Origin of the sequence: Kitasatospora sp. NPDC057936 (assembly GCF_042887525.1) — a bacterium.
In the GTDB taxonomy this organism is placed as follows: Bacteria; Actinomycetota; Actinomycetes; order Streptomycetales; family Streptomycetaceae; genus Kitasatospora.
Map to the genome: position 1 here is coordinate 48577 of NZ_JBHVPD010000037.1, position 24477 is coordinate 73053.

General features: G+C 72.4%; 17 protein-coding genes. 11 read left to right on the forward strand and 6 right to left on the reverse strand.

The features are described from left to right. Positions 1-30 precede the first annotated feature (30 nt). Complete coding sequence (locus ACFVU9_RS20590) at positions 31-1104, forward strand: hypothetical protein (protein WP_387595191.1); 1074 nt, start codon at positions 31-33, stop codon at positions 1102-1104. A gap of 59 nt (positions 1105-1163) precedes the next feature. Here ACFVU9_RS20590 and ACFVU9_RS20595 read toward each other — a convergent pair whose 3' ends face one another. Beyond that, positions 1164-2333, reverse strand: a complete 1170-nt coding sequence (locus ACFVU9_RS20595) for a serine hydrolase domain-containing protein (protein ID WP_387595194.1) — start codon at positions 2331-2333, stop codon at positions 1164-1166. 230 nt (positions 2334-2563) lie between these two features. Between ACFVU9_RS20595 and ACFVU9_RS20600 the strand changes: the two genes are divergently transcribed. Both ACFVU9_RS20600 and ACFVU9_RS20605 read left to right on the forward strand, forming a co-directional pair. Continuing rightward, positions 2564-3796: a serine hydrolase domain-containing protein gene (locus tag ACFVU9_RS20600; protein ID WP_387595197.1), complete on the forward strand. Its 1233-nt coding sequence runs from the start codon at positions 2564-2566 to the stop codon at positions 3794-3796. A gap of 51 nt (positions 3797-3847) precedes the next feature. Further along, complete coding sequence (locus ACFVU9_RS20605; RefSeq protein WP_387595200.1) at positions 3848-5062, forward strand: RNA-binding protein; 1215 nt, start codon at positions 3848-3850, stop codon at positions 5060-5062. Between the two features lie 59 nt (positions 5063-5121). Here ACFVU9_RS20605 and ACFVU9_RS20610 read toward each other — a convergent pair whose 3' ends face one another. The 4 genes from ACFVU9_RS20610 to ACFVU9_RS20625 all read right to left on the reverse strand — a co-directional run bounded on the left by ACFVU9_RS20610 (position 5122) and on the right by ACFVU9_RS20625 (position 11030). Next, positions 5122-6933, reverse strand: coding sequence for a trypsin-like serine protease (locus ACFVU9_RS20610; protein ID WP_387595203.1), 1812 nt, complete (start codon positions 6931-6933; stop codon positions 5122-5124). Between the two features lie 108 nt (positions 6934-7041). Next, positions 7042-8775 (reverse strand): trypsin-like serine protease, encoded by a 1734-nt coding sequence (locus tag ACFVU9_RS20615; RefSeq protein WP_387595206.1) that lies wholly within the window; start codon positions 8773-8775, stop codon positions 7042-7044. Positions 8776-8865: 90 nt separating this feature from the next. Continuing rightward, positions 8866-10473 carry a trypsin-like serine protease gene (locus tag ACFVU9_RS20620; RefSeq protein ID WP_387595209.1) on the reverse strand — a complete coding sequence of 536 codons (1608 nt, stop codon included), beginning with the start codon at positions 10471-10473 and terminating at the stop codon, positions 8866-8868. Positions 10474-10511: 38 nt separating this feature from the next. After that, positions 10512-11030 carry a hypothetical protein gene (locus ACFVU9_RS20625; protein ID WP_387595212.1) on the reverse strand — a complete coding sequence of 173 codons (519 nt, stop codon included), beginning with the start codon at positions 11028-11030 and terminating at the stop codon, positions 10512-10514. A 398-nt stretch (positions 11031-11428) separates the two neighbouring features. On the opposite strand from ACFVU9_RS20625, the gene ACFVU9_RS20630 reads away from it, so the two are divergent. The 8 genes from ACFVU9_RS20630 (at position 11429) to ACFVU9_RS20665 (ending at position 23274) form a co-directional block, all read left to right on the forward strand. After that, positions 11429-15418, forward strand: a complete 3990-nt coding sequence (locus ACFVU9_RS20630) for a polymorphic toxin-type HINT domain-containing protein (protein ID WP_387595215.1) — start codon at positions 11429-11431, stop codon at positions 15416-15418. Continuing rightward, a complete protein-coding gene (locus ACFVU9_RS20635) occupies positions 15415-15873 on the forward strand; it encodes a hypothetical protein (RefSeq protein WP_387595218.1) in 459 nt (152 codons plus the stop codon). Before ACFVU9_RS20630 ends, ACFVU9_RS20635 begins: the two co-directional genes overlap by 4 nt. A gap of 120 nt (positions 15874-15993) precedes the next feature. Further along, the gene (locus ACFVU9_RS20640) at positions 15994-16185 is read left to right on the forward strand and encodes a hypothetical protein (protein WP_387595221.1); all 192 of its coding nucleotides are present in this window, start codon (positions 15994-15996) and stop codon (positions 16183-16185) included. Between the two features lie 408 nt (positions 16186-16593). Further along, on the forward strand, positions 16594-17964 hold the full coding sequence (locus tag ACFVU9_RS20645) for a cytochrome P450 (protein ID WP_387595224.1): 1371 nt from the start codon (positions 16594-16596) through the stop codon (positions 17962-17964). 40 nt (positions 17965-18004) lie between these two features. Next, positions 18005-19117, forward strand: coding sequence for a hypothetical protein (locus ACFVU9_RS20650; protein WP_387595227.1), 1113 nt, complete (start codon positions 18005-18007; stop codon positions 19115-19117). A 289-nt stretch (positions 19118-19406) separates the two neighbouring features. After that, on the forward strand, positions 19407-20252 hold the full coding sequence (locus ACFVU9_RS20655) for a 2,3,4,5-tetrahydropyridine-2,6-dicarboxylate N-succinyltransferase (RefSeq protein WP_380440356.1): 846 nt from the start codon (positions 19407-19409) through the stop codon (positions 20250-20252). Positions 20253-20398: 146 nt separating this feature from the next. Further along, entirely contained in the window at positions 20399-21634 is a 1236-nt protein-coding gene (locus tag ACFVU9_RS20660; RefSeq protein ID WP_387595230.1) for an acyl-CoA dehydrogenase family protein, read from the forward strand. 17 nt (positions 21635-21651) lie between these two features. Beyond that, positions 21652-23274 (forward strand): AMP-binding protein, encoded by a 1623-nt coding sequence (locus ACFVU9_RS20665; RefSeq protein ID WP_387595233.1) that lies wholly within the window; start codon positions 21652-21654, stop codon positions 23272-23274. Positions 23275-23298: 24 nt separating this feature from the next. Here ACFVU9_RS20665 and ACFVU9_RS20670 read toward each other — a convergent pair whose 3' ends face one another. Then, positions 23299-24372, reverse strand: coding sequence for a hypothetical protein (locus ACFVU9_RS20670; RefSeq protein ID WP_387595236.1), 1074 nt, complete (start codon positions 24370-24372; stop codon positions 23299-23301). Positions 24373-24477: the final 105 nt, after the last annotated feature.

Below are 24477 nucleotides of genomic sequence, written 5' to 3' on the forward strand. Positions count from 1 at the left end.
GTGTCGAAGGCTCGTTGGTTAGGCGCTCTGGTGACGGCGGGAGCACTGCTGCTCGCCGGGGCCGGCGCCGCGGGGGCGGACGACGCGCCCGACGGACCGGTCCGGGGTGTCCCGCAGACCGTCGCCCTGGGCTCGGAGCCCGCCTCGGTGGCGGTCAGCCCGGACGGGCGCACGGCGTACGTCTCGGTCAAGGACGGCATGAACGGCGTCAAGCTGAAGGCGGTCGACACCCGGAGCGGTGCGGTCACCGCCACGGTCACGCTGACCACCGGGTACGGGGCCGACGCCGGGCCGGTGGCGGTCAGCCCGGACGGCTCGCGGGTCTACGTGCTGTTCGGCGCGATGAGCCTGCTGCCGCTGTCCACGCTGGGCGCCGTCGACACGGCCACCGGCACGGTGGTCTCCACCACGCTCGCGCCGGACCAGCCGCGCCCGGACGGGACCAGCCCCGGGGGCCTGAGCGCACTGACGGTCAGCCCGGACGGCTCACGGGTCTACGTCACCCAGGACGGACCCTCGCCCTGGCACCAGCCGGTCCAACCGGGCGCCCGGGTCCTGGAGTTCTCCCCGCAGCAGCAGGCGTTCACCGCCGCCGTCACGGTACCCGGCCGCTCCCTGTGGTCGGTGGTCACCCGGCCGGACGGCGCCGACACCTACGTCAGCACCGACGAGGGCCTGGACCACCTGGACACCAGCGCCGAGCCCCCGGCCGTGGCCGGGACCGTCGCCGCCCCCGGCACCAGGACCGCTCTGGCACTGGCCCCGGACGGCACCCGCGTGTACGGCGTGAGCAGCACCGGCACCGGCTACACGGTCGACCCCGCCGCCGACACCGTCACCGCGACCACGGACCTGGGCATCACCCCGGCACAAACGCTGCACGACCCGTCGGTCAGCCCGGACGGCACCCGGCTGTACATCGCCTGCCTGGACTCCTCCAGCTCCACCGGCAAGGCCCGGATCCTCTCCCTCGACACCTCGACCAACACCCTCGTCCCGGCCGAGGCGGTCACCGGTCTCAACTGGGTGACGGCCCTGGCGGTGGGCCCCGACGCCCACACCCTCTACATCGCGGACGGCGACCTGCGGATCGTCGGCATCTGACGGGATCCCGCCGGCCCGCGCACGGCGCGCGGGCCGGCGACCGGCCGCTTCGATCGTCGTTACCCCGCCAGCAGCGCGCAGACGAAGTCCTCCTCGACGGCCCGCAGTCGCTCCAGCAGCGCCGGGCTGTTGCGCTGGTTGACCTGCTCGGTGACGGACACGGTGACGCTGCGCCGCCCGTCCGGGGTGCCCGCGCCGAACTGGGTGTAGCCGGCGGTGTTGCCCGTGTGCCCGTACACGACGCCGCACCGGGTGGTGTACTCGAAGATCCCCAGCCCGGCCCGGTTGGCCCCCGGGCCGGCCGGCTCGGAGGCCCCGGCGACGAAGGCCCGCTGCTCCAGGCGGGTGGCGTCGCCGATCAGCGGCCCGCCCGCGTAGGCGGCCGCGAAGGTGCTGAAGTCCCGAGGGGTGGAGACCAGCCCGCCCGAGGCCCAGGCACCCGAGGCGCCGAACCGGGTGCTGACGTCCTCCACCGGGTGGGGCGGCTCGACGGCGTAGCCGTGCAGGTAGGGCCTGGGCAGCTCGAAGCCGGAGGGCAGGCTCGTCCCGTCGAGCCCGAGCGGAGCGTAGACCTCGGAGGCGAGCAGGTCCTCGTAGCGCTGCCCGGTCGCGGCCTCGGCCATCAGGGCGACGGCGATGTTGTCGGAGTTGGAGTACTGGTAGCGCGTGCCGGGGGTGAACTCCAGGGGGTCACCGGCGACGAAGTCCAGCAGGTGCCGGGAGTCGAACACGTGGTGCGGCTCGGCGAGGATGATGTCGACGAAGTCCGGCGCCGAGCTGTAGTCCGGCAGCCCGCTGGTGTGGTTGAGCAGCTGGCGCAGCGTCACCGCGCCCCAGTCGGCGGGCAGCGCGGGCAGCCGCCCGGCGACGGTGTCGTCCAGGCCGAGCAGCCCGCAGTCGACGAGCCGCAGCGCGACCGCGCCGCTGAACGCCTTCGCGGCGCTGGCGAGCCGCATGTGGTCGGCGGGCTCCGGCGGGCGGCGGGTGCCGACCTTCGACACCCCGGCCCGCACCACCCGCACGCGGTCGCCGTCGCGCAGCACCGCGATCGCCCCGGGCGGCCCGTCCGGACGGTCGACCAGCTCCTGCAACCGGGCCCGCAGCCCCCGGCCGTCGTCCCCGTGACCGCCCCCGGCCGAGGCGGGAGCGGCGGGCACCAGCACCACCGAGGCGGTGGCGAGCAGGACGGCGAGCGCGCCCCCGGGGCGGCGACGAGAGCGAAGCGGCACGGCGGATCCTCCGGACGACGATTCGGCGAGGGGACGGGAACGGCCCCGGCGGCAAGGAGTCACCCGCCGACGCCCCGGGGAAACGGCCCGCCCACCACCTTGACCCGCCCAGCCGAGCCCCCTGCCCGCCGTCCGGTCGCGCCCCGCCCTGCGGACCCGACGGGTGACGTTCACGCGGGTCGCCCGCGACCACACCCGGCGCCCGGCCGCCCCCACCCGATACTGCGCGCATGACACCCACCCGCAGGACCACCCGGAACGCCCTGCTGCGCCTCGCCGCCGTCACCGCGCTCCTCGCCCTCACCGCCCCGGCCGCACCCGCCGGCGCGGAGCCCGAGGGTCACCACCACCGTCCCTGCGCCGCCTCCGCCCCGCCCGACGGCGGCCCGGCCGCCGACGTCCTGCGGATCGCCGAGCAGGCCAAGGCCGAGCTGGACCTGAAGTCGGTGATCCTGCGGGTCACCGTCGACGGCCGCGAGCTCGTCACCGGCGCGCTCGGCGAGTCGATGACCGGCGTCCCGGCCGAGCCCGCGATGCACTTCCGCAACGGCAACATCGCCATCAGCTACCTGGGCACCGCACTCCTGCGGCTGGTCGACCAGGGCGTCGTCGGCCTCGACGACCCCGTCTCGCGCTGGCTGCCCGACCTTCGGGGCAGCGACCGCGAGTTCACCCTGCGCATGCTCGGCGCCTCCACCACCGGCCTCGCCGACTACGTCAAGGACCCGTCCTTCGGCCCGGCCGTCTACGCGAACCCGTTCCGCCAGTGGACGGCCGACGAACTGGTCGCCATCTCCACCCGCCAGGACCGGCTGTACGCCCCGGGCACCAACTGGAGCTACTCCCACGCGAACTTCGTCCTCCTCGGCGAGGCCCTGGAGAAGATCACCGGAACCCGTCTGGACGTCCTGCTCCAGCGCGAGGTCCTGGGCCCGCTCGGCCTGCACGAGACCCGCAACAGCTACACCCCCGACATCCCGACGCCCGTCCTGCACGCCTTCACCTCCGAACGCGGCACCTACGAGGAGTCGACCTTCTGGAACCCCTCGTGGACCACCGCCCCCGGCGCCGTGGAGACCACCGACATCTGCGACCTGGAACGATCGGCCGTCGCCATCGGCGCCGGCGAACTGCTCTCCCCGGCCTCCTACCAGCAGCTGCTGAACCCGGGGACGGTAGGACTCGGCCACCCGACCGACACGTGCCTGGCGACGATCTGCATCCCGCAGACCGAGGCCACCCACTACGGCATGGGCGTCCTCGTCGTCGGCGGCTGGATCTCCCAGCACCCGCTGTTCTTCGGCTACTCCGCCTCCCAGGACTACCTCCCCTGCGAGCACCTGGCCATCGCCGTCTCGACCACCAACGGCCCGAGCGCCCCGGCCGACCACAACGCCCACACCATCGCCCAGCGCATCGCCGCCGCCCTCGCCCCGGGCCACCCCATCCCCGACTTCGGCTGAGCCGCCGCCCCTGCTCCTCCTCGGCCGGCCCCGTTCCGGCAGGATGACCCCGTGAGCTCTCCCCGCCGGCACGTCCACCGGATCACCAAGTACGACCCAGCCGACCGCAACGAGTGGGGCCACTACACCGGGACGCTGGACTCGGCCAGCGACCACGGGCCGGTCGAGGCCGCCTACCTGGCCGCGGTCGCCGCCTTCGCCGAGGCGGACGGCGTGCGGCACCTGACCATCCGCGAGCCCCAACTCGGGCCCGGCTTCACGCATTTCGGCCTGGAACCGGCGGTCGAGGGCCACGGCCTGGCCGGGCTGTTCCCGCCCGACCTGACCGGCTACCACGACGGCGCCCGGGTGGCACTGCCCGTCGCCCTGGAACTCGTGCGGGCCATGCTGCGCGACAACGGCGCCTGGTGCCGCCTGGAGAGCGACGACGGCTTCACCGTCCACGTCGGGTACGACCAGTACCTGTACGTGGGCACGGCCGGGCTCTGCGAACGGGCCGTGGCCCGCATCCGGGCGACGGGGCTCTTCCCGGAGCCGATAGACGCTTCCCCGTACGACCACGAGTCGGACGGTCTTGACGGACAGCGCCCGGCCGACGAGGTCTTCTGGGCCCGGGTGCGCTGGTGCGCGGCGACGGGCCGGGCCGGGCTCCTGGAGGAGAAGCCCGTCGGCAACCTCTCCCACTGGCACCGGCTCGCCGACGACGACGCGATCGAGGCGGTGCGGGCGCGGCTCGCCCCGCGTGCACAACTGGCCGTGTGGCCTGCTCTTTCCCCCGACGTCGCCGCCGTCCTGGCCGGCCTCCCGGAGGAGGACCTGATCGAGCTCGTCTGGGAGGACGCCGAGGGCCGGATCACCAGCACGATCGCCGACGAGGACGACTTCGCCGCCCTGACCGTCCGCGTCGCCGGAGCCCGCGCCGCCGCGGTCCTGCCGATGTGCGTCGACGAACGCACCCCCGTGCTCACCGCCGTGCTCCCCGACCCCGACGGCGTCCTGCGCGCCCGCTGGCGCACCGACCCGGCCCCCGGCGACCGGGACTGGGCCCTGCTCAAAACCCTGAGCCCCGGCCGGCCCGTGACCGGCACCGTCACCGGAACCACCGCCCCGGGCGCCGTCCTCGTCGACATCGGCGGCTTCACGGCCACCCTGGCCGCCGCCGCCATCCCGGTCGGCCGCAGGGTCACGGCGCAGGTCCTCGACGTCGACATGGTCAGGGAACAGGTGTCCTTGTCCCTCATTTCGGCGCAGTCGGACGAGGCCTGACGGACGAGCCCGTCCGGCGGTGGCGACCGCGCCACCGCCGGACGGGCTCGTCCGTGTCGTCAGCCGGTGGGCAGGGTGGTGCCGGGCAGGGTGTCCAGGGGGGCCCACTTGGGCATGCCGGGCTTGTAGGAGGTGTGGTTCACGGCGCCGTCGGCGCCGGCGGCGAAGAGGTCCATGGTGTTGGAGGAGGCGCTGAAGACAGTGGTCGGGATCCGGCCGGAGAACTTCCAGTTCCCGAGGGTCTCCCAGGCGCTCCACGGCTTGCCGTTGTTGAACCAGTAGGCATGGTAGAGGAAGGCGTCGCGGCCGGTGGCGAACAGCTCGATCGCGTCGGTGGCCGGGTTGTAGACGGCGCTGGGGGCGCCGGCGAACCGGTAGTCGCCGTTGATGGTGGCCCAGTTGCTCCAGCCGGTCATGCCGGGGGTGTAGTAGCGGTGGGCGATGGGGCCGTCGGCGGTGGTGGCGAAGACCTCGGCGGTCTTGGTGGAGGGGTTGTAGACCAGGCTCGGGCTGCCGGTGACGGCGGCCCCGTCCAGGGGGAGCCAGTCGCTCCACGGCTTGCCGTCGTTGAACCAGTAGGTGTGGTACATCGTGCTGTTGTCGCGTCCGACCGCGAACAGCTCGATGGCGCCGGTGGCCGGGTTGTAGATCGCGCCGGGGGTGGCGTTGAACTTCCGGTCGTAGATGGTGGTCCAGTCGCTCCAGCCGGTCATGCCCGGGGTGTAGTAGGTGTGGGCGACGGGGCCGTCGGCGGTGGTGGCGAAGACCTCGGCGGTCTTGGTGTCGGGGTTGTAGACGGCGGTGGCGCTGCCGGTGAACCTGGTCGATCCGGTGCCGGCCCACGGGCGCCAGCCCTGGGCGTCGGCCGTGTAGTAGGTGCGCCACATGAGGCCGTCGCTGTCGACGGCGTACAGCTCGATCGCGGCGGTGGCGGGGTTGTACAGGGCGGTGGGCGAACCCACGAACGGCTTGGCGCCGGCCGGCCGTTCGCTGATCCGCGACCAGGAACTCCAGCCCTGACCGTTGATGTTGTACGCGCCCACGACACGGCCGTCGGCGTCGACGGTGAACACCGTCGACGTCTGCTTGACCGGGTCGTACACCGCACTGGCGGTCGGCGCGACGGCGTTCGCGGCGGCGTAGCGCACCTGCTGCACCCACCCGGAGAGGTCGTCGGTGCGGGTGCCGGTGGCGCCGGTGCGGGTCTCGGTCTCGCCGAGGCAGCCGCCCTGCCAGGAGCGGGAGGCGACGGCGACGAGTTCGGCCTTGCCGTTCGTCTCGCGGATGGCGGGGGCGCCGGTGTCGCCCTTGCAGATCGCTGCGCCGCCGGTGCCGGTGACGGCGATCCCGGCCGGGTTCACGCTGTCGAGGGTGAAGGCGCCGGTGTGCATCGTGCCCGGGACCCACTCGTCCTTGGTGCGCCCGTAGCCGGGAACGCGCAGCTTCTCGCCGGACGTGGGTGCGGCCGACGCGAGGGCGAGCGGGGCGACGCCCTGCACGGGCGCGGCGAGGCGGGCCACGACGAGGTCGCGGTCGGCGCGCGGCGTGAGCGAGGCGACGTCGACGGCCTTGCCGGCGATGGTGGCGGTGGTCTTCCACTTCGGCACGCCGGCCTTCAGCGCCTGCGGCTGGGCGGGGTCGTCGGAGAAGCAGCTCGCGGCGGTGACGACCAGGTACGGGTCCACCAGCGCGCCGGTGCAGGTACGGAAGTTGTCGCCGATGGCGAGCTTGGCGGTGTAGGCGTAGGCGCCGTCCGCGGCGGGGTCGCCGACGACGGCGCCGGCCGGGGAGAGGGTGGCCAGCGTGCCGGCGGCCACGGCCGCCGTGAGCACGGCCGCCCGCCGCGGACGGGACGAGATGGTGTGGGGCATGGAGGGGTTCCTCGAGAGGTCTCGGACGGTGACGGTTCGGGCAAGGCGGATGCGCCCGGGAGGCCCTGACGGACCGAAGAGTCCGCCAGGGCGCAGGGCGCAGGCCGGTCAGGGAGCGGAGGGGCCGCCGTGGAAGCGGGTCCAGCCGGGGCCGCGGGGGTCGACGGACCACAGGGTGTTGTTGGTGTCGCGGACGAAGGTGGTCAGGTGTCCGTTGGCGGGGTCGGGGACGGTGTGGGGGCTGGTGTCGGTGGCGAGGACGGTGCCGGCGGGGGTGGGGATGAACGGCGTCCACTTGCCGGCGCTGTAGTCGAGCGAGTGGAGCTGGTTGTTCGGCCCGTTGACGTACACCATGACGTGGTTGTCGTCGGGGTTGACGACCGCGCCGGGGTCGGTGGCGGCGTTGGCGCCCCAGTCGCGCCACCCCGCGCCGAGCGGGTCGACGGACCACAGGTGGTTGGCGGTGTCGCGGACGAAGGTCGTGAAGTGGCCGTTGGCGGGGTCGACGACGGTGACCGGGACGGCGCCGCGGGCCAGGACGGTGCCGGAGGTGGTCGGGACGAAGGGGTCCGCCTTGCCGCTGTTGCGGTCGACCCGGTGGAGCTTGTTCTCGGGGCCGTTGACGTAGACGGCGATGTGGCCGTCGTTGGGGTTGACGATGGGGGCGGGGTCGCCGGCGGCGAGGGCGCCGAAGTCGCACCAGCCCTCGCCCTGCGGGTCGACGGACCACAGGTGGTTGGCGGTGTCGCGGACGAAGGTGACGAGGTGCCCGTTGGCGGGGTCGACGACGGTGCGGGGCACGGCGTCGGCGGCGAGCACGGTGCCGGCGCTGGTGCGGTCGAACGGCGTCCACTTGCCGGTGTTGCGGTCGTAGGACCAGAGCCAGTTGTTCTGGCCGTTGACGTACACCATGACGTGGTTGTCGGCCGGGTTGACGATCGTGGTCGGCATGGCCGCGGCGTTGGCCCCCAGGTCCGTCCAGCCCTCGCCCTTGGGGTCGACGGACCACAGGTGGTTCTTGCTGTCCTGGACGAAGGTGACCAGGTGCCCGGTGGCCGGGTCGACCGCGGTGAACGGCGAGGCGCTGACCGTCGTCCCGGACGGGGTGGAGTGCTTGGTCTTGGTGATCCACTGCCCGATGTCGTCGACGCGGGTGCCGGTGGCGCCGGTGCGGGTCTCGGTCTCGCCGAGGCAGCCGCCCTGCCAGGAGCGGGAGGCGACGGCGACGAGTTCGGCCTTGCCACCCGTCTCGCGGACGGCGGGGGCGCCGGTGTCACCCTTGCAGATCGCCGCGCCGCCGGTGCCGGTGATGCCGATCCCGGCCGGGTTCACGCTGTCGAGCGTGAAGGCACCGGTGTGGGCCCTGCCCGGGACCCACTCGTCCTTGGTGCGCCCGAAGGCGGGCACGCGCAGCGTCTGCCCGGCGGCGGGTGCGGCGGTGGCGATCGCCAGCGGCTGCACGTTCTGCACGGGCGCGCCCAGGCGGGCCATGACGAGGTCGCGGTCCTGGCGCGGCGCCAGTTCGACGACGTCGACGGTCTTGCCGCCGACAGCGGCGGTGGTCCTCGGCTTCGGTTTCCCGGCCGCGAGGGCGGCCGGCTGCGCGGGGTCGTCGGCGAAGCAGGAGGCGGCGGTGAGCACCCAGTACTGGTCGACGAGGGCGCCGGTGCAGGCGCGGAAGGTGTCGCCGATGGTCAGTTTGGCGGTGTAGGCGTACGTGCCGTCCGCGGCGGTGTCTCCGGTGACGGCGCCGGCGGGGGAGAGGGTGGTCAGCGTGCCGGCGGCCACGGCCGCGGCCAGCACGGCGGCGCGCCGCAGGCGGGCCGGGATCGGGTGGGACATGGGGAGTTTCCTCCGGGAGGTTCGTGAGGTGACGGCCCGCCGGGCCGGCAGCCGTGAGACTGCCGGCCCGGCGGTGCAGGTGTGGCCGGGTCAGCCGGTGGTGGTGGCGGTGATCGCCTTGGCGCCTGCGGCGCCGCCGGGGACCTCGCCCCACTTGCTCCACTGGCCGGCGTTGTAGTCGGCGTCGAGGTTGTAGACCTTGTCGTCCTCGTTGATCGCGAAGACGTGGACGACGTTGCCCTCGGCGCTGCTGGTGACGGCCTTGAGCCGGTTGTCCCAGATCTTGTTCCAGCGGTTGCCCCAGCTGCCGGCGGCGTAGTCGGCGGTGGTGCTGTAGAGGGAGCCGTCGGAACCGATGATCATGAGGTCGGTGGTGTTGCCGCGCGCGGAGGCCGTGATGGCCTTGGCACCGGCGGCGCCGTTGGGCACCTCGCCCCACGTGGTCCACCGGCCGGCGTTGTAGTCGGCCTCGATGGTGTGGACCTTGCCGTCCTCCCCGATGCCGAAGACGTGGACGACGTTGTTGGAGGCGCTGCTGGTGACGGCCTTGAGGCGCCGGCCGTCGATGAGGTTCCAGCGCCCGGACCACTGGCCGGCCGCGTAGTCGGCGGTGGTGCTGTACAGCTTGTCGTCCGAGCCGATGATCATCACGTCGACGGTGTTGCCGCGCGCGACGGCGGTGACGGCCTTGGCACCGGCGGCGAAGCCGGGCACCTCGCCCCACTTGGTCCAGGCGCCGCCGACCTTGCCATCGTGGTTGTACACCTTGCCGTCGGTGCCTATGGCGTAGGCGTGGACGGTGTCGCCGGTGACGGCGCTCGCGGCGGAGACGACGGCGGGGCTGCCCACCGGCGACCAGTTCTTCAGCCAGCTGCCGGCCTCGTAGTCGGCGACGGTGTCCCACAGCGTGTTGTCGGCGCCGATGATCTGCACGTGGGTACCGGACTTGACGTCCGCGGTGCGGTAGCGCAGGTCCTTCACCCAGCCGGCCAGGTCGTCGACACGCTCGGCGGTGGCGCCGGTGCGGGTCTCGGTCTCGCCGAGGCAGCCGCCCTGCCACGAGCGGGAGGCGACGGCGACGAGTTCGGCCTTGCCGTTCGTCTCGCGGATGGCGGGGGCGCCGGTGTCGCCCTTGCAGATCGCCGCGCCGCCCTGGCCGGTGACGGCGATACCGGCAGCCTGCACGGAGTCCAGGCTGAACACACCGGTGTGCATCGTGCCCGGGACCCACTCGTCCTTGGTACGCCCGAAACCGGGAACGCGCAGCGTCTGCCCGGCGGCGGGCGCGGCGGTGGCGAGGGCGAGCGGGGTGACGCCGTCGACGGGGGAGGAGAGACGGGCCATGACGAGGTCGCGGTCGGTGCGCGGCGCCAGCTCGACGACGTCCGCGGCCTTGCCGCTGACGGTGGCGGTGGTCTTCCACGTCGGCGCGCCGGCCTGCAGTGCGGCAGGCTGCGCGGGGTTCTCGGCGAAGCACGAGGCGGCGGTGACGACCCAGTAGCGGTCGACGAGGGCGCCGGTGCAGGCCCGCAGGCCGTCACCGATGGCCAGCTTGGCGGTGTAGCCGTACGCGCCGTCGCCGGCGGCGCCGCCGACCACGGCGCCGGCCGGTGCGGCAGGAATCACGGCGAACGCCCCGGCCGCGACGGCGGCGGCGAGGGCTGTCATCCGCGCGGTGCGCGGGGTGGTGCCAGACAAGAGCTCAGTCCTTGGGAAAGCGGGGGGTCTTTTGGGGGTCAGCCGGTGACGCGCAGCTCGATGAGAACCGAGCGCTGGCCGGCGTCCCCCGCCTCGCCGAAGGGCTTGTAGTCGTTCTTGGGGGCGTTGACAACGCTTTCCACGCCGCCGGAAGTGATCTTGGCCTGGACGGGGTAGTCCTCGGTCCAGATGCCGTACGCGGCAGGAATCTCCATGGCGAGGTAGCCCTGCTTGGCGTTGACCGAGAAGCAGTAATCCTTCTGTCCGGTCCGGGACTTGACCATGATGTCGTGCGCGGACTTGCAGTCGGTCAGCATGATGTGGCCGTCGCCCTGCTTCAGGGTGATCTTCTGCTCCTGGAGGATCCGAGCGGCCCCGGGGTGCAGGAAGTCCTCGACCGCGGCGGGCATCGTCTCGTTGGCCGCCGCCGCCGCGGCCGGCGCCGTGGTCTGCGGGGTGCCGGGTGCGGCCTGGGCAGTCGTCAGAGCGGTGAGCCCGATGGCCGCGGCCAGCGCGGCAACCGGGACGAGGAGCTTCGGGGACACGTGTATCGACATGATGTTTCCTCCAGGGCATCAGGCAGGGGGGATGTGAATCCCCTTGGCAAAGCTTGAGTAAGGTATCAGTAAGATTTTCCCCATGGTTGACTGACCATGGATCGCCGATCGAAGCCGCAGGCGCGGGGTTCCCGTCTGAATGGTGTGTCGGCTGGGGGTTTGGACTCTCTGGGGGCCTGGGCCTGGTGGGCGGGAGTCAGATTCCTCGGTGAATACCCGCCGATCGGCGGGGGGGGGGATTGTCTCTTGTGATTCTGGTCACCCGGAATGATTGAAAGGTATTTCTTGTGAAATGGCCTCTGCGCTCGTGGGGAGCGCCAGGCGACGCCGGGACGGATCGGGCCGGTCGTAGGAGGTCGATACCGGGCGTACGCGGCACATGCGCTGTTCTGCTGCCGGTGACGCTCGCGGCCGGGCTGCTCGGGAGCGTGCCGGCCGTGGCGGCCGAAGCCGGCGATGACGATTCGTACGCAGTGACCGACCGTGCCTCGGCCGTGGATCTCTGGCGCTGGGGTGGATCCGGAGTCAAATCTGCTGCCGAGGCCGCGTTGGTGGGTTCCGACGAGGACGTGAAGAGGTTCCTCTCCGCCGCGCGGGAGATCCAGAACGACGACGACCGGGTCGAGGTCAGCCGGATCTTCAACGTGGGCGGTCCTGGTGTGCGTGAGGCCGCGAAGCAGGCGCTCAAGGGCACCCCTGAGGACCTCCGCTCGTTCCTGGCGGGCGGGTGGAGGACGTCGCTTCAGGACGACCAGCGTGTCGAGGCGTCCCGGGTCATCAACTTCGGTGGATACGGGGTCAGGGAAGCCGGCAAGGAGGCCATGAAGGGAACTCCCGAGGACGTCGCGAACTTCCTGAAGGTCGGCCAGTACGTCGAGCGTGAGACCGACAACCAGGTCACGGTCTCGCAGATCGTCAACGCGGGCGGTCCCGCGGTGAAGGCTGCGGGCAAGGTGGCTCTGAAGGGAAGTCCCGAGGACATCGTGGAGTTCCTGGAGGTCGGGCAGTTCGTGGCCCGCAACCGCGACCAGGAACACGCCACCATCGAGCAGCTTGCGGCCCAGGCCGAGCAGGCCGGTGTCCAGGCGCAGGCCTCCACCGAAGCCGCCAAGGAGGCCTCGGCCCGGGCCGTCCAGGCGTCAGGCCTGGCCATGGAATCTGCCCAGGCCGCAGCCAAGGAAACCGAGGCGGCCAAGAACGATTCCCAGCGGGCCGCGGCCAAGGCCCAGCAGGCTGCCGACGCCGCCCGGGCCGCGGCCGGTGCAGCCCAGCAGGCCATCAGCGCGGCCAGCGCCGCGAACCGCTCGGCCCGTGTCGCAGCGCTCGCCGCGGCACAGACGGCGAGCGCCGCGGCAGCTGCCGCGAACGCCGCCTCCCGGGCGTACGACGCCTCGATCGCCGCTGCCGGCGACGCGGGCAAGGCGGAGGACGCCAAGAACGCCGCTGGTGCCGCCCGCATGACGGCAGTCTTCGCGGCGAAGTCCGCGGCGGCCGCCAGTGCGGCCGGTGACGCTTCGAAGGCTGCCGGAGAGGCGGCCAGGGCGTCCCTGAGCGCCACCGCCAACGCGTTCGCCGCCTCCGACGCCGCCGATGCCGCGAACGCCCACGCGAAGGCGGCCGGCGTGACCTCCGCCAAGGCCGCTTCGGCTGCCGCCGAGACCCGTCGTCACGCCAAGGAGGCCCAGCGCGCCGCCACTGCCGCGCAGGCCCTCGCCAACCAGTCGGCCACCGCGGCCTACGAGGCGCGCGACGCCGCGAACTCGGCCGCCACCCACGCGAACAACGCCGCGAACGCCGCCGAGCAGGCCGCCGCCCGGGCCGGCCAGTCGGCCGATCACGCCGCGGAGTCGAACCGGCAGGCCGAGGCCGCGAAGAACGCGGCCGAAGCCGCCAGCGCGGCGGTCGAGACCGCCAAGAAGGTGTTCACGGTCGCCCGGGAAGCCGAGGCACAGGACCTCGCCACCCGTACGGCTGCCGCCATCGAGGACGCGAAGTCCCAGAAGGACCAGGCCGACAGGTTCACGGCGGAGGCCGCCGCGGCCATGGTCGAGACCAGGGAACTGGACACCACGGCGACGGACCTCGCGGCTGAGGCCGCCAAGCCCGGCGTCGACGTCAAGGCCGTGGCGGCCAAGGGCCGTGTGCTCGCCCTGAAGGCCATGAAGAGCAGTGGCCCGTGGAGCCAGGAGGCGGCCGCCCGCGCCCTGTCCGAGGGCGACGACGAGATGCTGGAATACCTGCGCACCGGCTGGAAGCAGGCCACCCAGCGGGAGATGCGCGAGAACGTCCGTCAGCTCAGCATCCAGAGCGAGTACGAGGACGTGCGCACCGCGGCCGCGAACGCCCTCAAGGGCAGTGACCAGGAGGTCGCGGACTTCTACACCAACGGCCGGTACGCCGCCGCGGACACCGAGTACCAGGTCCGCGTCTCCCAGATCAACAACACCGGCGGGCCCGGCGTGAAGCAGGCCTCCAAGGAGGCACTGGCCGCCAAGGACCCCAAGGCACGGGCGGCCTTCATCGCCGGCGGCCAGTACTCCGCGCAGAACGACGACGAGCGGGTGATCGCCTCCAAGCTCGTCAACGACGGCGGGTCCGAGACCAAGGCCGCCGCAAAGATCGCCCTGGCCGGTCCGGCGGACGAACTGCACGACTTCGTCCGGGTCGGCCAGTACATGGCCGACCGCAAGGACCAGCTCGCCGACAACCACATCAACCAGATGCAGCGGCTGATCGCCGAGGCCTCCCAGACCGCGGCCAAGGCCCAGGAGAACCGCTGGATCGCGGCCCAGGCCGCGGCAACCGCCAACAACGCCTCGGCACAGGCCCAGGCGGCCGCCGCCGAGGCGGGCAAGTCCGCGCAGCAGGCCCGGGGCTACGCACAGGATGCGGGGGCCGCCGCCACCAGCGCCGAGGCGTCCGCGTCGAAGGCGGCGAAGTCGGCCGTCACTGCGCGCAACGCCTCTGCTGCCGCCAGGCGTGACGCGGCCGCCGCCGAGGAATCGGCCGCCAAGGCGAAGTTCTCCGCGGCCTACGCCCGCTCCTCCGCCGAGCAGGCCAACGACTCCGCAGCCAATGCCCGGGCCTCAGCCGTGGCCGCGGGCAAGAGCTCGACGGAAGCCAACACCCTCGCTTCCCAGGCCTGGCAGGCCACCTTGGAGCTGCGCCAGTCCGAAGAAGCCACGGCGCGCAAGAAGGCCGAGGAAGAGCGCAAGGCTGAGGAGGACAGGAGGGCCGAGGAACAGCGCAGGGCGGATCAGGAGCAGTCGAAGAAGCGCTGCGCACCCCCGATCAATCACGAGATCCGCGGTCTCATGCCGTGCATCCTGTCCTCGGGCGGCAACTTCTACATCGCGCCGCCGGAGATCGACCCCACGCTGAATGCCGCCGTCTGGGAGGTCCTCGGCCTCAACGACGTCAAGGACTGCATTACCAGCCCCACACTCGGCAAGTGCATCTCCGCCGGAGCGACGCTCCTGCCCGTCGGCAAGCTCAAGATCCTCAAGAAGGTCGAGGAGGGCGTCGAAGGCGTCATCGAAGGATCGCGCTACCGCAACCTTGAGAACTTGATCGAAGCGTGCACGCGGAAGAACCCGAAGAAGCACAGTTTCCCCGCAGGCACCCTGGTTCTCATGGCTGACGGATCCGCCCGCCCGATCGAAGAGATCCGCATCGGCGATCAGGTACGTGCCACCGACCCCGAAACCGGCGAAACCACCCCCCGCCGGGTCGACGCCACCATCTACACGCCCGACGACCGTGACTTCACCGACCTCACTGTCGTCTCCGAAAGCGACGCAACCGGCACCGTCACCTCCACCGGCCATCATCCCTTCTGGGCCGAGAACCAACACGCCTGGCGCGACGCCGCCGACCTCACCGCCGACGACACCCTGCGCACCGACACCGGTCGGCCCCTGGCCATCACCGCGACCAGGCACTGGACGACCCTCCAGCCCGCCTACAACCTCACCGTCAACACCGTCCACACGTACTATGTCCTCGCTGGCAGCACGCCGGTCTTGGTGCACAATGACGACGACGTAGTCTGCGGGTTTTCCCCGGACGCGGTGGCCACTGCCTACCAGAACATGAACAAGGGAGGAGGCCATGCCATTCGGCATCTCGAGAAGGAGGGATTGATTCCCCCCGGGGGCAGTCTCCAGAAGCGCGTCCAGCTGTTCGAGGAGAAGACCAGCCACATCCTCACGAACCCCACCAAGACGTTTGATGACACGAAGTCCGACACGTTGACCCGGGCATTCGCCGGCAAGGTCGATGGCAAGCATGTCGTCCTGTTCGTCGCGAAGGAGGGACCGTACGCGGGCAAGGTCCTTACGGCCGTGGTCCCCAGTCCCAGTCAGATCGCCAATTGGGGGCTCTCATGAGTCGTCTCCTGAAGGCTCTGTCGTGGGATGACGACGAGGCTGTCATCAGCCTGTTTGCAGCAGCCCCCTCCGCTGAGCCCTTCGATCTCACCTTTGACGTCGACGGGTGTTCCCCGGACCAAATCTCCACGTACCACCTCGAAGACGACGAGCACGTCCTGACCGGCCTCCAGGTGGTCGAGTACGACCTGTCCTTCAGTGCGTTGCCCACTCCGCTCGGGCCGTACCTCGAAGCATGCCTTGAGCAGGTCTGTGCGCGGGGGGCCCGGGTTGCCTGGCTGGGATTCGAAGGCTCATTCCACTACGACCACCTGCTCACGGGCTCCGTCGCACGGATGCTCTACGGCGTCGCGGCGCAGGGCCTGCCCACGGTGCTGATGCTGGACGACGATCTGCGAGTCGGCCCCGCATGGCCGAAGATCCTGGATTCCTACAGGTCCAAGCTGAAGGGCTGAGTCCCCGCTCGGCTGAGTGTCCAGCGCCCCGGCCGCGCCTCAAGTGCGCGGCCGGGGCGCTCAAGGGGCCTTGAGGATTGCATTCCTCGATAACGTAGAGTCCGAATACGAGGATATTTCATGCAGATTGAAGATCGTGGAGCGGAGATCGTGGTCACGATGGCGCGGGATGAATTCTTCCTCGTCGTTTCACTGATGAGTGAAGCGCTTGAGACCGGTGACGAGCGGGACTTCGAGACTCGCGTGGGCGCATCCATGGACGAGGTGCGGTCCCTTCTGCGGACCCTGCCCGACCTGCCACTGGGGAGTTGACGGCAACCCTGCCGAGGCGACCTGAACGCGAGGCCGCAAGGATCAGGTCGCGAAGAGTTCGCGAAGACGCTCGGCCGGGTTGCCCCGGCCGAGCGTCTTGCGTATGCGGCCGTTCAACTCAGGGGCAAGGTCCGCCTGCGGAGTCCCACCCTGGTGCTCGGTGTCGATGTGGGGCCGGGTCCGGTCGAGGAAGTACGGGGTTCACCCGGCCGCCGAGCCGAACGGCGCCGCAGCGGGCAAATGGTGGCAGGGTGTGACGCACCGGCTGGAAAGTGTCCTAGTACAGATATTCGGGGGCGGTCCGGGCTTCTCAACTCCCCTTGGGCGGTGCCAGATTGACTGCCTTCCGGCGGCCGGGGGTCTCGTCCCGGCCGGCCGGGGTCCTGGTCCGTCGTCGAATGGGGAGACATGACTGCACCTGCCGTGACCGCCGCGCCCGTTCACCGTGCCGGGCGGGCTCCCGGGGCGGTTCCGTTGCTCGGGCACGTTCCGGCGCTGTTCCGTGATCCGCTGCCGTTCCTGCGCTCGCTGCCCGCGCACGGGGACCTCGTCGAGCTGCTGCTCGGGCCGCAGCGGGCGGTGATGGTGTGCACGCCGGAGCTGTTCCAGCACGTCCTCACCGACAGCCGGCACTTCGACAAGGGCGGGCCGCTCTTCGACAAGCTGCGGCCCTTCCTCGGGGACGGGCTGGGCTCCACGCCGCACGACGTGCACCGGCGTCAGCGCCGTCAACTCCAGCCCGCCTTCCGGGCGGAGGCCTTCGGGCGGTACCTGGGGGTGATGCTGGAGGAGGCCCTCGCCACCGCGGGCGGCTGGTCGGACGGCGCCGTGATCGACGTCGAGCGGCACGCCTACCCGCTGATCGCCCGGATCATCACCCGCACGATGTTCTCCGCGGACGGCTCCTCCGCCGCGGTGGCCCGCATCGCCGCCGTCTACCCGGACTTCCACGCGGGCATCGGCCGGCAGATGCGCTACCCGTTCGCCCTGCTCGACCGGCTGCCGACACCGGGCAACCGCCGCTTCCGCCACGCCTGCCGCACGGTGAGCCGGGAGGTCGACGGCGCGATCGCCGCCCGCCGGAGCGCCGGCGACGGCACGCAGGACGACCTCCTCGCCCTCATGATCGGCGAGGGGCTGACCGACCGCGAGATGCGCGACCAGGTCGTCACCATGCTCACCGGCGGCATCGGCACCTCCGCCTCCGCACTCGGCTGGGCCCTGCACTTCCTGTCCCGGGACGAGGAGTTGGCCGACGCCGTCGCCCGCGAGGCCCGCGCCGTCCTGCCCGTGCGCGCCGACACCCGCGCGCTCACCCCCGCCGACGTCGCCCGCCTCGACCTCGCCCACCGCGTGGTGGCCGAGACGCTGCGCTTCTACCCGAGCGCCTGGTTCTACAGCCGCACCGTCACCGCACCCGTCGAACTCGCCGGCGAGCACCTCGCCCCCGGCACCCCCGTCCTGCTCTCCCCGTACCTCCTCCACCACCGCCCCGACCTCTACCCCGACCCCGAACGCTTCGACCCCGGCCGCTGGTCGCCCGAACGCCGCGCCGAACTCCCGCGCCAGGCCTACGTCCCCTTCGGCTACGGCGCCCGCAAGTGCATCGGCGACGTCTACGCCCTCACCGAGATCACCCTGGCCCTCGCCGTCATCGCCTCCCGCTGGCACCTGCGGCCCAGGCCCGGGCCCGTCCTGCCGCACCTGGTCGAACCCCGCCCCTGGACCGTGATCCACCCGGCCCCGCTGCGCCTGCGCCTGCGCGCCAGACACTCCTGAACCGCGCCGCAGCGGACCGTCCGAAGGAGACCGACACGGCATGACTCCCGTCCTTCCCGTCCCGCGCGACCTGCGCCTCCTGCCCGACCCCGGCCACGTCCTGTACCGCCTGCCGCTCCGCATGTCCCCCCACCGCCAGGAACTGGAGCGCCTCATCCTGGCGTGGGCCGACCGCTACGGCCTGGTCGACGGCCCGCGCGCCCGCCAGCGCCTCGCCGACACCCACCTCGGCGAACTCATCGCCCGCTGCTACCCGCACCTGCGCGCCGAGCGCCTCGCCCCCCTCGCCGGCTGGTTCACCTGGGCCTTCGTCATCGACGACCTCTACGACGGCCGCGAGTGCGCCAAGGCCGCACGGGCCGCCGGCCACACCCGCACCACCCTGCGGATGCTCGCCGCCCTTCCGATGGTCCCTGACGGATCGTCGGCGCGGGGAAACCGGCGGACCGCCCGCGCCCGCAGCATGCCCCCGCTCGCCGCCGAACTCGCCGAGGTGTGGCGCGGCCTGGCCGGCCGCCAGAGCCTCCAGTGGCAGCTGCGGTTCATCGGCCACATGGGCCAGTTCCTCGACGCCTTCCGCTACGAGGCGGCCAACCGCGAGCGCCGGCACGTCCCCGCCCTCAGCGGCTACACCCAGCTGCGCCGCGCCTCCGGCGGCATCACCCCCTCCCTGGACCTGCTGGAGTACGCGGCCGGCCAGGAGGTCCCGGCGCTGCTCCACGAGTCCGAGCAGCTGCGCACGATGGTCAACAAGGCGGCCGACGTGGTCGTCTGGGTCAACGACGTCCTGTCGCTGCGCAAGGAGCTCGCCGTCGGGGAGGTCACCAACGGCGTGCTGGCGGTGGGCCGCGAGCTGGGCTGCGGGATGCAGGACGCGATCGACCACGTGTACCGCAAGGTCGCCCGGGACGTCGCGGTCTTCCTGCGCGCCGAGGAGTCGCTCACCGCGCTGTGCGGCAGCTGGCACGGGCTGGGGGAGGCCGACCGGGCCGCCGTCGGCACGTTCACCGACGGACTGAAAGCGTGGATGCGCGGCAACCTGGAGTGGGGCTGCAACTCCCGCCGGTACCTGGAGGCCGACACCCTGCGCCTGACGGGACGCCCGGCCCTGCCGGGGCGGGGGGCCCTGCCGAGCCGGCGACCCCCGGTCTGAGCCCGGTCCGCCCACCCCCAAGCAGCCCTATGATCAGGGCAAAAATTTACTTTTCAACCTTAACATCTATGCCTACATGCACGATTTGATCTACGAATCGCAGGTATGTCAGGGTGACTTCGGCGCGCCGTTACCGGAAGGTAACTCGGCGTGCCGTTGTCGCGCGCGGACGCCCCGGGGGAGTGACCCGGCGCCGCGCGGCGCAGCCGGAGCCCGCACCCGGGGGAATCTCGTGCGGGCCGGCTCCCGACCTGGAAAACCTGGACGATCTGTTGAGCGGGGAATGGCAATGGGCAATCGCGGCATCGATGTGACGAGCCTGCAGAGCGAACTCGAAGAGCTGTGGCTGCGCCGCGACGAGGTGTCGCTGCAGTCCGCCGAGGCGGTGGCGGCCGTCGACGCCGCGATCGGCCTACTCGACACCGGCCGCGCGCGGGTGGCCGAGCCGGTGGGCGGCGAGTTCGTCGTGCACGAGTGGCTGAAGAACGCGATCCTGCTGCTCTACAAGCAGGCCTCGCCGCAGCCCTCGCAGTTCGGCCCGTTCCACTGCGCCGACAAGATCCCGCTGAAGAGCACGATCGACGGGGTCCAGGTGTCGCCGGGCGCGGTGATCCGGCGCGGCAGCTTCCAGGAGCCCGGCGTGGTGGTGATGCCCAGCCACATCGGCATCGGCTCCTACGTCGGCGAGGGCACCCTGGTCGACTCCTGGGTCGGCATCGGCTCCTGCGCCCAGATCGGCCGCAACGTCCACCTGTCCGGGGGCGTCGGACTCGGCGGCATGATCGAACCCCCGATGGCCAAGCCCGTGGTGATCGAGGACGACGCCTTCATCGGCGCCCGCTCGATGGTCTACAGCGGCGCCCGGGTCGGCGAGGGCGCGCTGCTGGGCGCCGGTGCCCTGCTGACCGACACGATCCCCGTCATCGACGCCGCCACCGGCGAGGAGCTGAGCCGCGGCGAGGTGCCGCCGTGGACGGTCGCCGTCCCGGGCAGCCGCCCGCGCGAGTTCGCCGGCGGCACCTTCGGACTGCCCTGCCTGCTGGTGATCAAGCACCTGAAGAAGGGCGAGCGCCACGACAAGGCCAAGCTCAACGACGCCGTGCGCACCCAGCCGCCCGCCGCGCTCAGCCTCTGACTGCCCCCGGGCCGCCCGCCGCGCTCAGCCTCTGACTGCCCCCGGGCCGCCCGCCGCGCTCAGCCTCTGACTGCCCCCGGGCCGCCCGCCGCGCTCAGCCTCCGAAGACCTCCAGTCGACCCACTCCGCAAGGACGAAGCCCACCCATGCCCGTCACCGGCATCAGCCCGCTCCTGCTCCGTCACCCCGAACTCCTCGAACTCGAAGCCAGGTTGACCGCCTTCCTGGACACCAACCTGCCCGCACCCGTCCGCGAGGGCGACCCCCGCCCCGACTGGCTCGCCCTGCGCGCCAAGGCCGCCGCCGCCGGACTCACCGGCATCGACATCGAAGCCCCCGACGGACCGGGCGGACCGGGCGGACCGGACGCACCAGGCGCGACCGGACGCGTCGCCCAGGGCATGGCCATGTTCCTCGCCGGGCAGCGCGACTGCGACGCCCGCGAGATCTTCAGCACCGGCCACGCCGCGATGCCGCTGCGCCACGGCTCGCCCGCGCTCGTGCGCGACACCCGCGAACAGGTCGTCGGCGCGGGCAAGCTGGCCGGCATCGCCTCCAGCGAGCCGCACTCGGGCTCGGACCTGCGGGGCTTCCGGACCGTCCTGGTCGACCACGGCGACCACTACACGCTCTCCGGCTCCAAGGGCCTGATCAGCCGGGTCGAGGAGGCGTACGGCTTCGTCGTCTTCGCCAAACTCGTCGACCGCGCCGACCTGGAGAGCACCGACCTGCGCGACGTGCCGCTGTCCGCCGTGTGGGTCCCGATGGACGCCGCCGGCGTGCTCACCGACACCACCGACCCGATGGGCATGCGCGGCTGGAGCTTCGGCCACCTGCACTTCGTCGACGTCCGCCTGGACAAGGACCGTCTGCTCGGCGCCCCCGGCGACGGCCGCCGGATCTTCGACGCGCACTTCTCCGCCTGGCGCCTGATGATGTCCCTGGTCTGCCTGGGCGCGGCCGCCGCCGCGATCCAGGAGTCCGCGGCCCGCACCCGCACCCGCACCGTCGCCCGGATGCCGCTCGCCGCGATCCCCTCCGTCGCCGCCCGCCTGGGCACCGCCGCCGCCCAGGTCGAGGCCGCCACCGCATGGTGCTTCGCCCTGCTGGAGCGCATCGACCAGGGCGAGACCGACGTCGCCGCCTGCTCCGCCGCCAAGGCCCTGGCCACCGACACCGCCTACCGCGCCGTCGACCTCGCCCTCCAGCTGCACGGCAGCGAGGGCTACACCAAGCAGACCCCCCAGGAGAAGCGCCTGCGCGACATCCGCGGGCTGCGCATCGCCGACGGACCCAACGACACGCTCTACAGCGTGCTCGCCCACTCCCTGCTCACCGAAGAGCACCACACCGTCGACGCGCGCCCCCTCGCCCACCACTGACCCGAGGCGCAGAACACATGCCGACCACCCCGCCCTTCCGCACCGAAGTCGTCGACATCCTCGACGAGTTGGCCACCGACCCCGCCCGCCCGGTCCTGCTCCACCACGGACGCGTCACCACCGCCGGGCAGCTGCGCGACCTCACCCACCGGCTCGCCCGCGCCCTGCGCGCCCGCGGCGTCGACCGCCACCACACCGTCACCCTGCTGACCGGCAACCGGCCCGAGGCGATCGCCGCGCGCTACGCCGCCAACCTGGTCGGCTGCCGCACCGACCAGCTCTACACCCGGCTGCCGGCCGACACCCAGGCCGCCATGGTCCGCGACGTCGAGACCCACACGCTGATCGTCGACCCCGAACACGCCGAGCGCGCCGCCGCGATCACCGCGCGGACCCCCGTCGAGGCCGTCCTCGTCCTCGGCGAAGACCCCGGCGAAGGCTCCGGCAAAGGCCCCGGCGAAGGCCTCGGCGAGCGCCCCGGCGAAGGCCCCGGCGAAAGCGCGGCCGAAAGCGCGACCGGGAGCACCGACCTGCTGGCCCTCGCCGCCGCCGAGAGCGCCGAACCGTTCACCAGCCGCGCCCGCCCCGACGACGTGCGCACCATCCGCCACTCCGGCGGCACCACCGGCCACTCCAAGGGCATCTGCGTCACCTACGGACAGGTCCGCCGCTTCGGCCCCGACCTGCCCGCCGACGACCCGGCCGGCCCGCCGCGCCTGCTGGTGTGCACCACCATCGCCCACGCCGCCGGCCAGCTGACCGACAAGGTGCTGCGGGCCGGCGGCAGCGCGGTGCTCCTCGACGGCTTCGAGCCGGCCGCCGTCCTCGCCGCCATCGAGCACGAGCGCATCACCGACGTCTTCCTGATGCCCCCGCTGCTCTACCAGCTGCTGGACCACCCGGACTCCGCGCACACCGACACCACCAGCCTGCGCCGCCTCACCTACGGCGGCTGCCAGGCCTCACCGGCCCGCCTGACCGACGCGCTGCGCCGCTTCGGCCCGGTCCTCGTCCAGCTGTACGGGCAGCACGAGGCGGGCATCGTCAGCGTCCTGGACACCGGCGACCACGACCCGGCCCGCCCGCACCTGCTGCACTCGGTGGGCCGGATCGCCCCCGGCTACCGGGTCGCGATCCGCGACGAGCAGGGCCGCGACCTGCCGGCCGGCCGGCACGGCGAGGTGTGCATCGCCTCCGACAGCCTGATGCGGGGCTACTGGAAGCAGCCCGACCTGACCGCCGCCGCCCTCAGGGACGGCTGGCTGCACAGCGGCGACGTCGGCCACCTGGACGACGAGGGCTACCTCTACATCGTCGACCGGCTGAAGGACCTCATCAACACCGGCGCCGGCCACGTCTACACCTCCGAGGTGGAGGACATCCTCAACTCCCACCCCCGGGTGCACCAGAGCGCGGTCTTCGGCGCCCCCGACGCCAACCGGATCGAACGCGTCCACGCCGTCGTCGTCCCCGTCCCCGGCAGCCGCCCCGACCCGCAGGAGCTGCGCGCCCTGGTGCGCACCCGGCGCGGCCCGCTGCACGAGCCGGCCCACGTCACCTTCCTGACCGAGCTGCCGCTCACCGACGCGGGCAAGCCCGACAAGAAGCTCCTGCGCGCGCAGGCGGCCGCAGCCCGGTGACGTGGCGTGGTGACGCGGCGCGGGTCAGTACCCGATGATCCGCAGGCTGCCGTTGCCGGCGACGTAGAAGGTGTGGGCGTCGGGCCCGACCGCCAGGCCCGTCACGTAGGCGAGGCCGCCGACGCCCTCGCCGGGGACGGGGGCGCCGGTGGCGGTGTCGACGGACAGGACCGCCGACTGCTGCGCGATGGCGTAGAGCCGGGTGCCGTCCGCGCTCACCGACGGGTTCTCCAGGCGCTGGCCGGGGGCGATGTTCGTGGTCGCGGTGACGGTGTCGGTGGCGGTGTCGACGGTGTAGCCCGTGCCGGTGTCGCCCACCCCGTACAGGCGGGTGCCGTCGGGGGAGAGGGCCAGCGCGACGACGGTGCCGGCGGTGGCGGCGACGGTACCGGCCACGGCCGGGGGCTCGGCGCCGGTGTCCAGGTGGACCAGGCCCTCGTCGGTGCCGACGTACGCGTCGTCGCCGCAGGCCCGTGCCACGACCGACCCCAGGTAGTGGCCGGGCACCGGCACGGCGGCCGTGTACGCCTGCTGCTGCGGCGAGAACTCCAGGACGCGGGCGCCCTCCAGGGGCGGACGGTGGAAGGCCGCGGGCCCGTCCTGGGTGACGTAGACCCGCGACCCGTCCGGGCTCACCGCCAGCGAGCCGAGGCCCCCGGGGTTGGTGCCGTCGGGGCGCGGCTGGTCGGGGGCGTCCGTGCTGGAGACGAGGGTGTCGGTGGCCGTGTCGACGGTGCCCAGCACGGACAGCGGCACCTTGCGGCTCGTCCCGAACAGCACGTAGGCGCGCGAGCCGTCCGGACTGAGCGTCACCGGCCCGGCGTCGGCCCCGAACCCGGTGGTCAGCGTCACTGTGGCGGTGACGGCCCCGCTCTGGGTGTCGACCACCTTCAGCCTGGCGCCGTGTGTGCCGTCCTTGACCGAGACGTACGCCTTGCGCCCGTCCGGAGTGACCGCCACCGAGACCGGTGACGTACCCAGCTCGACGGTCCGCGGCACACCCCGCACCGGCCCGCTGGAGCCGTCGTCCGTCCCGTCCGCCCCCGCGCTACCGGCCCCGGCCATTATCAGCGCCCCCGCCGCGGCCAGAGCACCCACCCAACGCACCTTCGTCACCCGATACTTCACAAGACCCTCCCCAAGTCCACACTTCGGAGGGCAAACGCTACGGGACCAACCCGCCGGACAGGGCCCGGTTCTCGG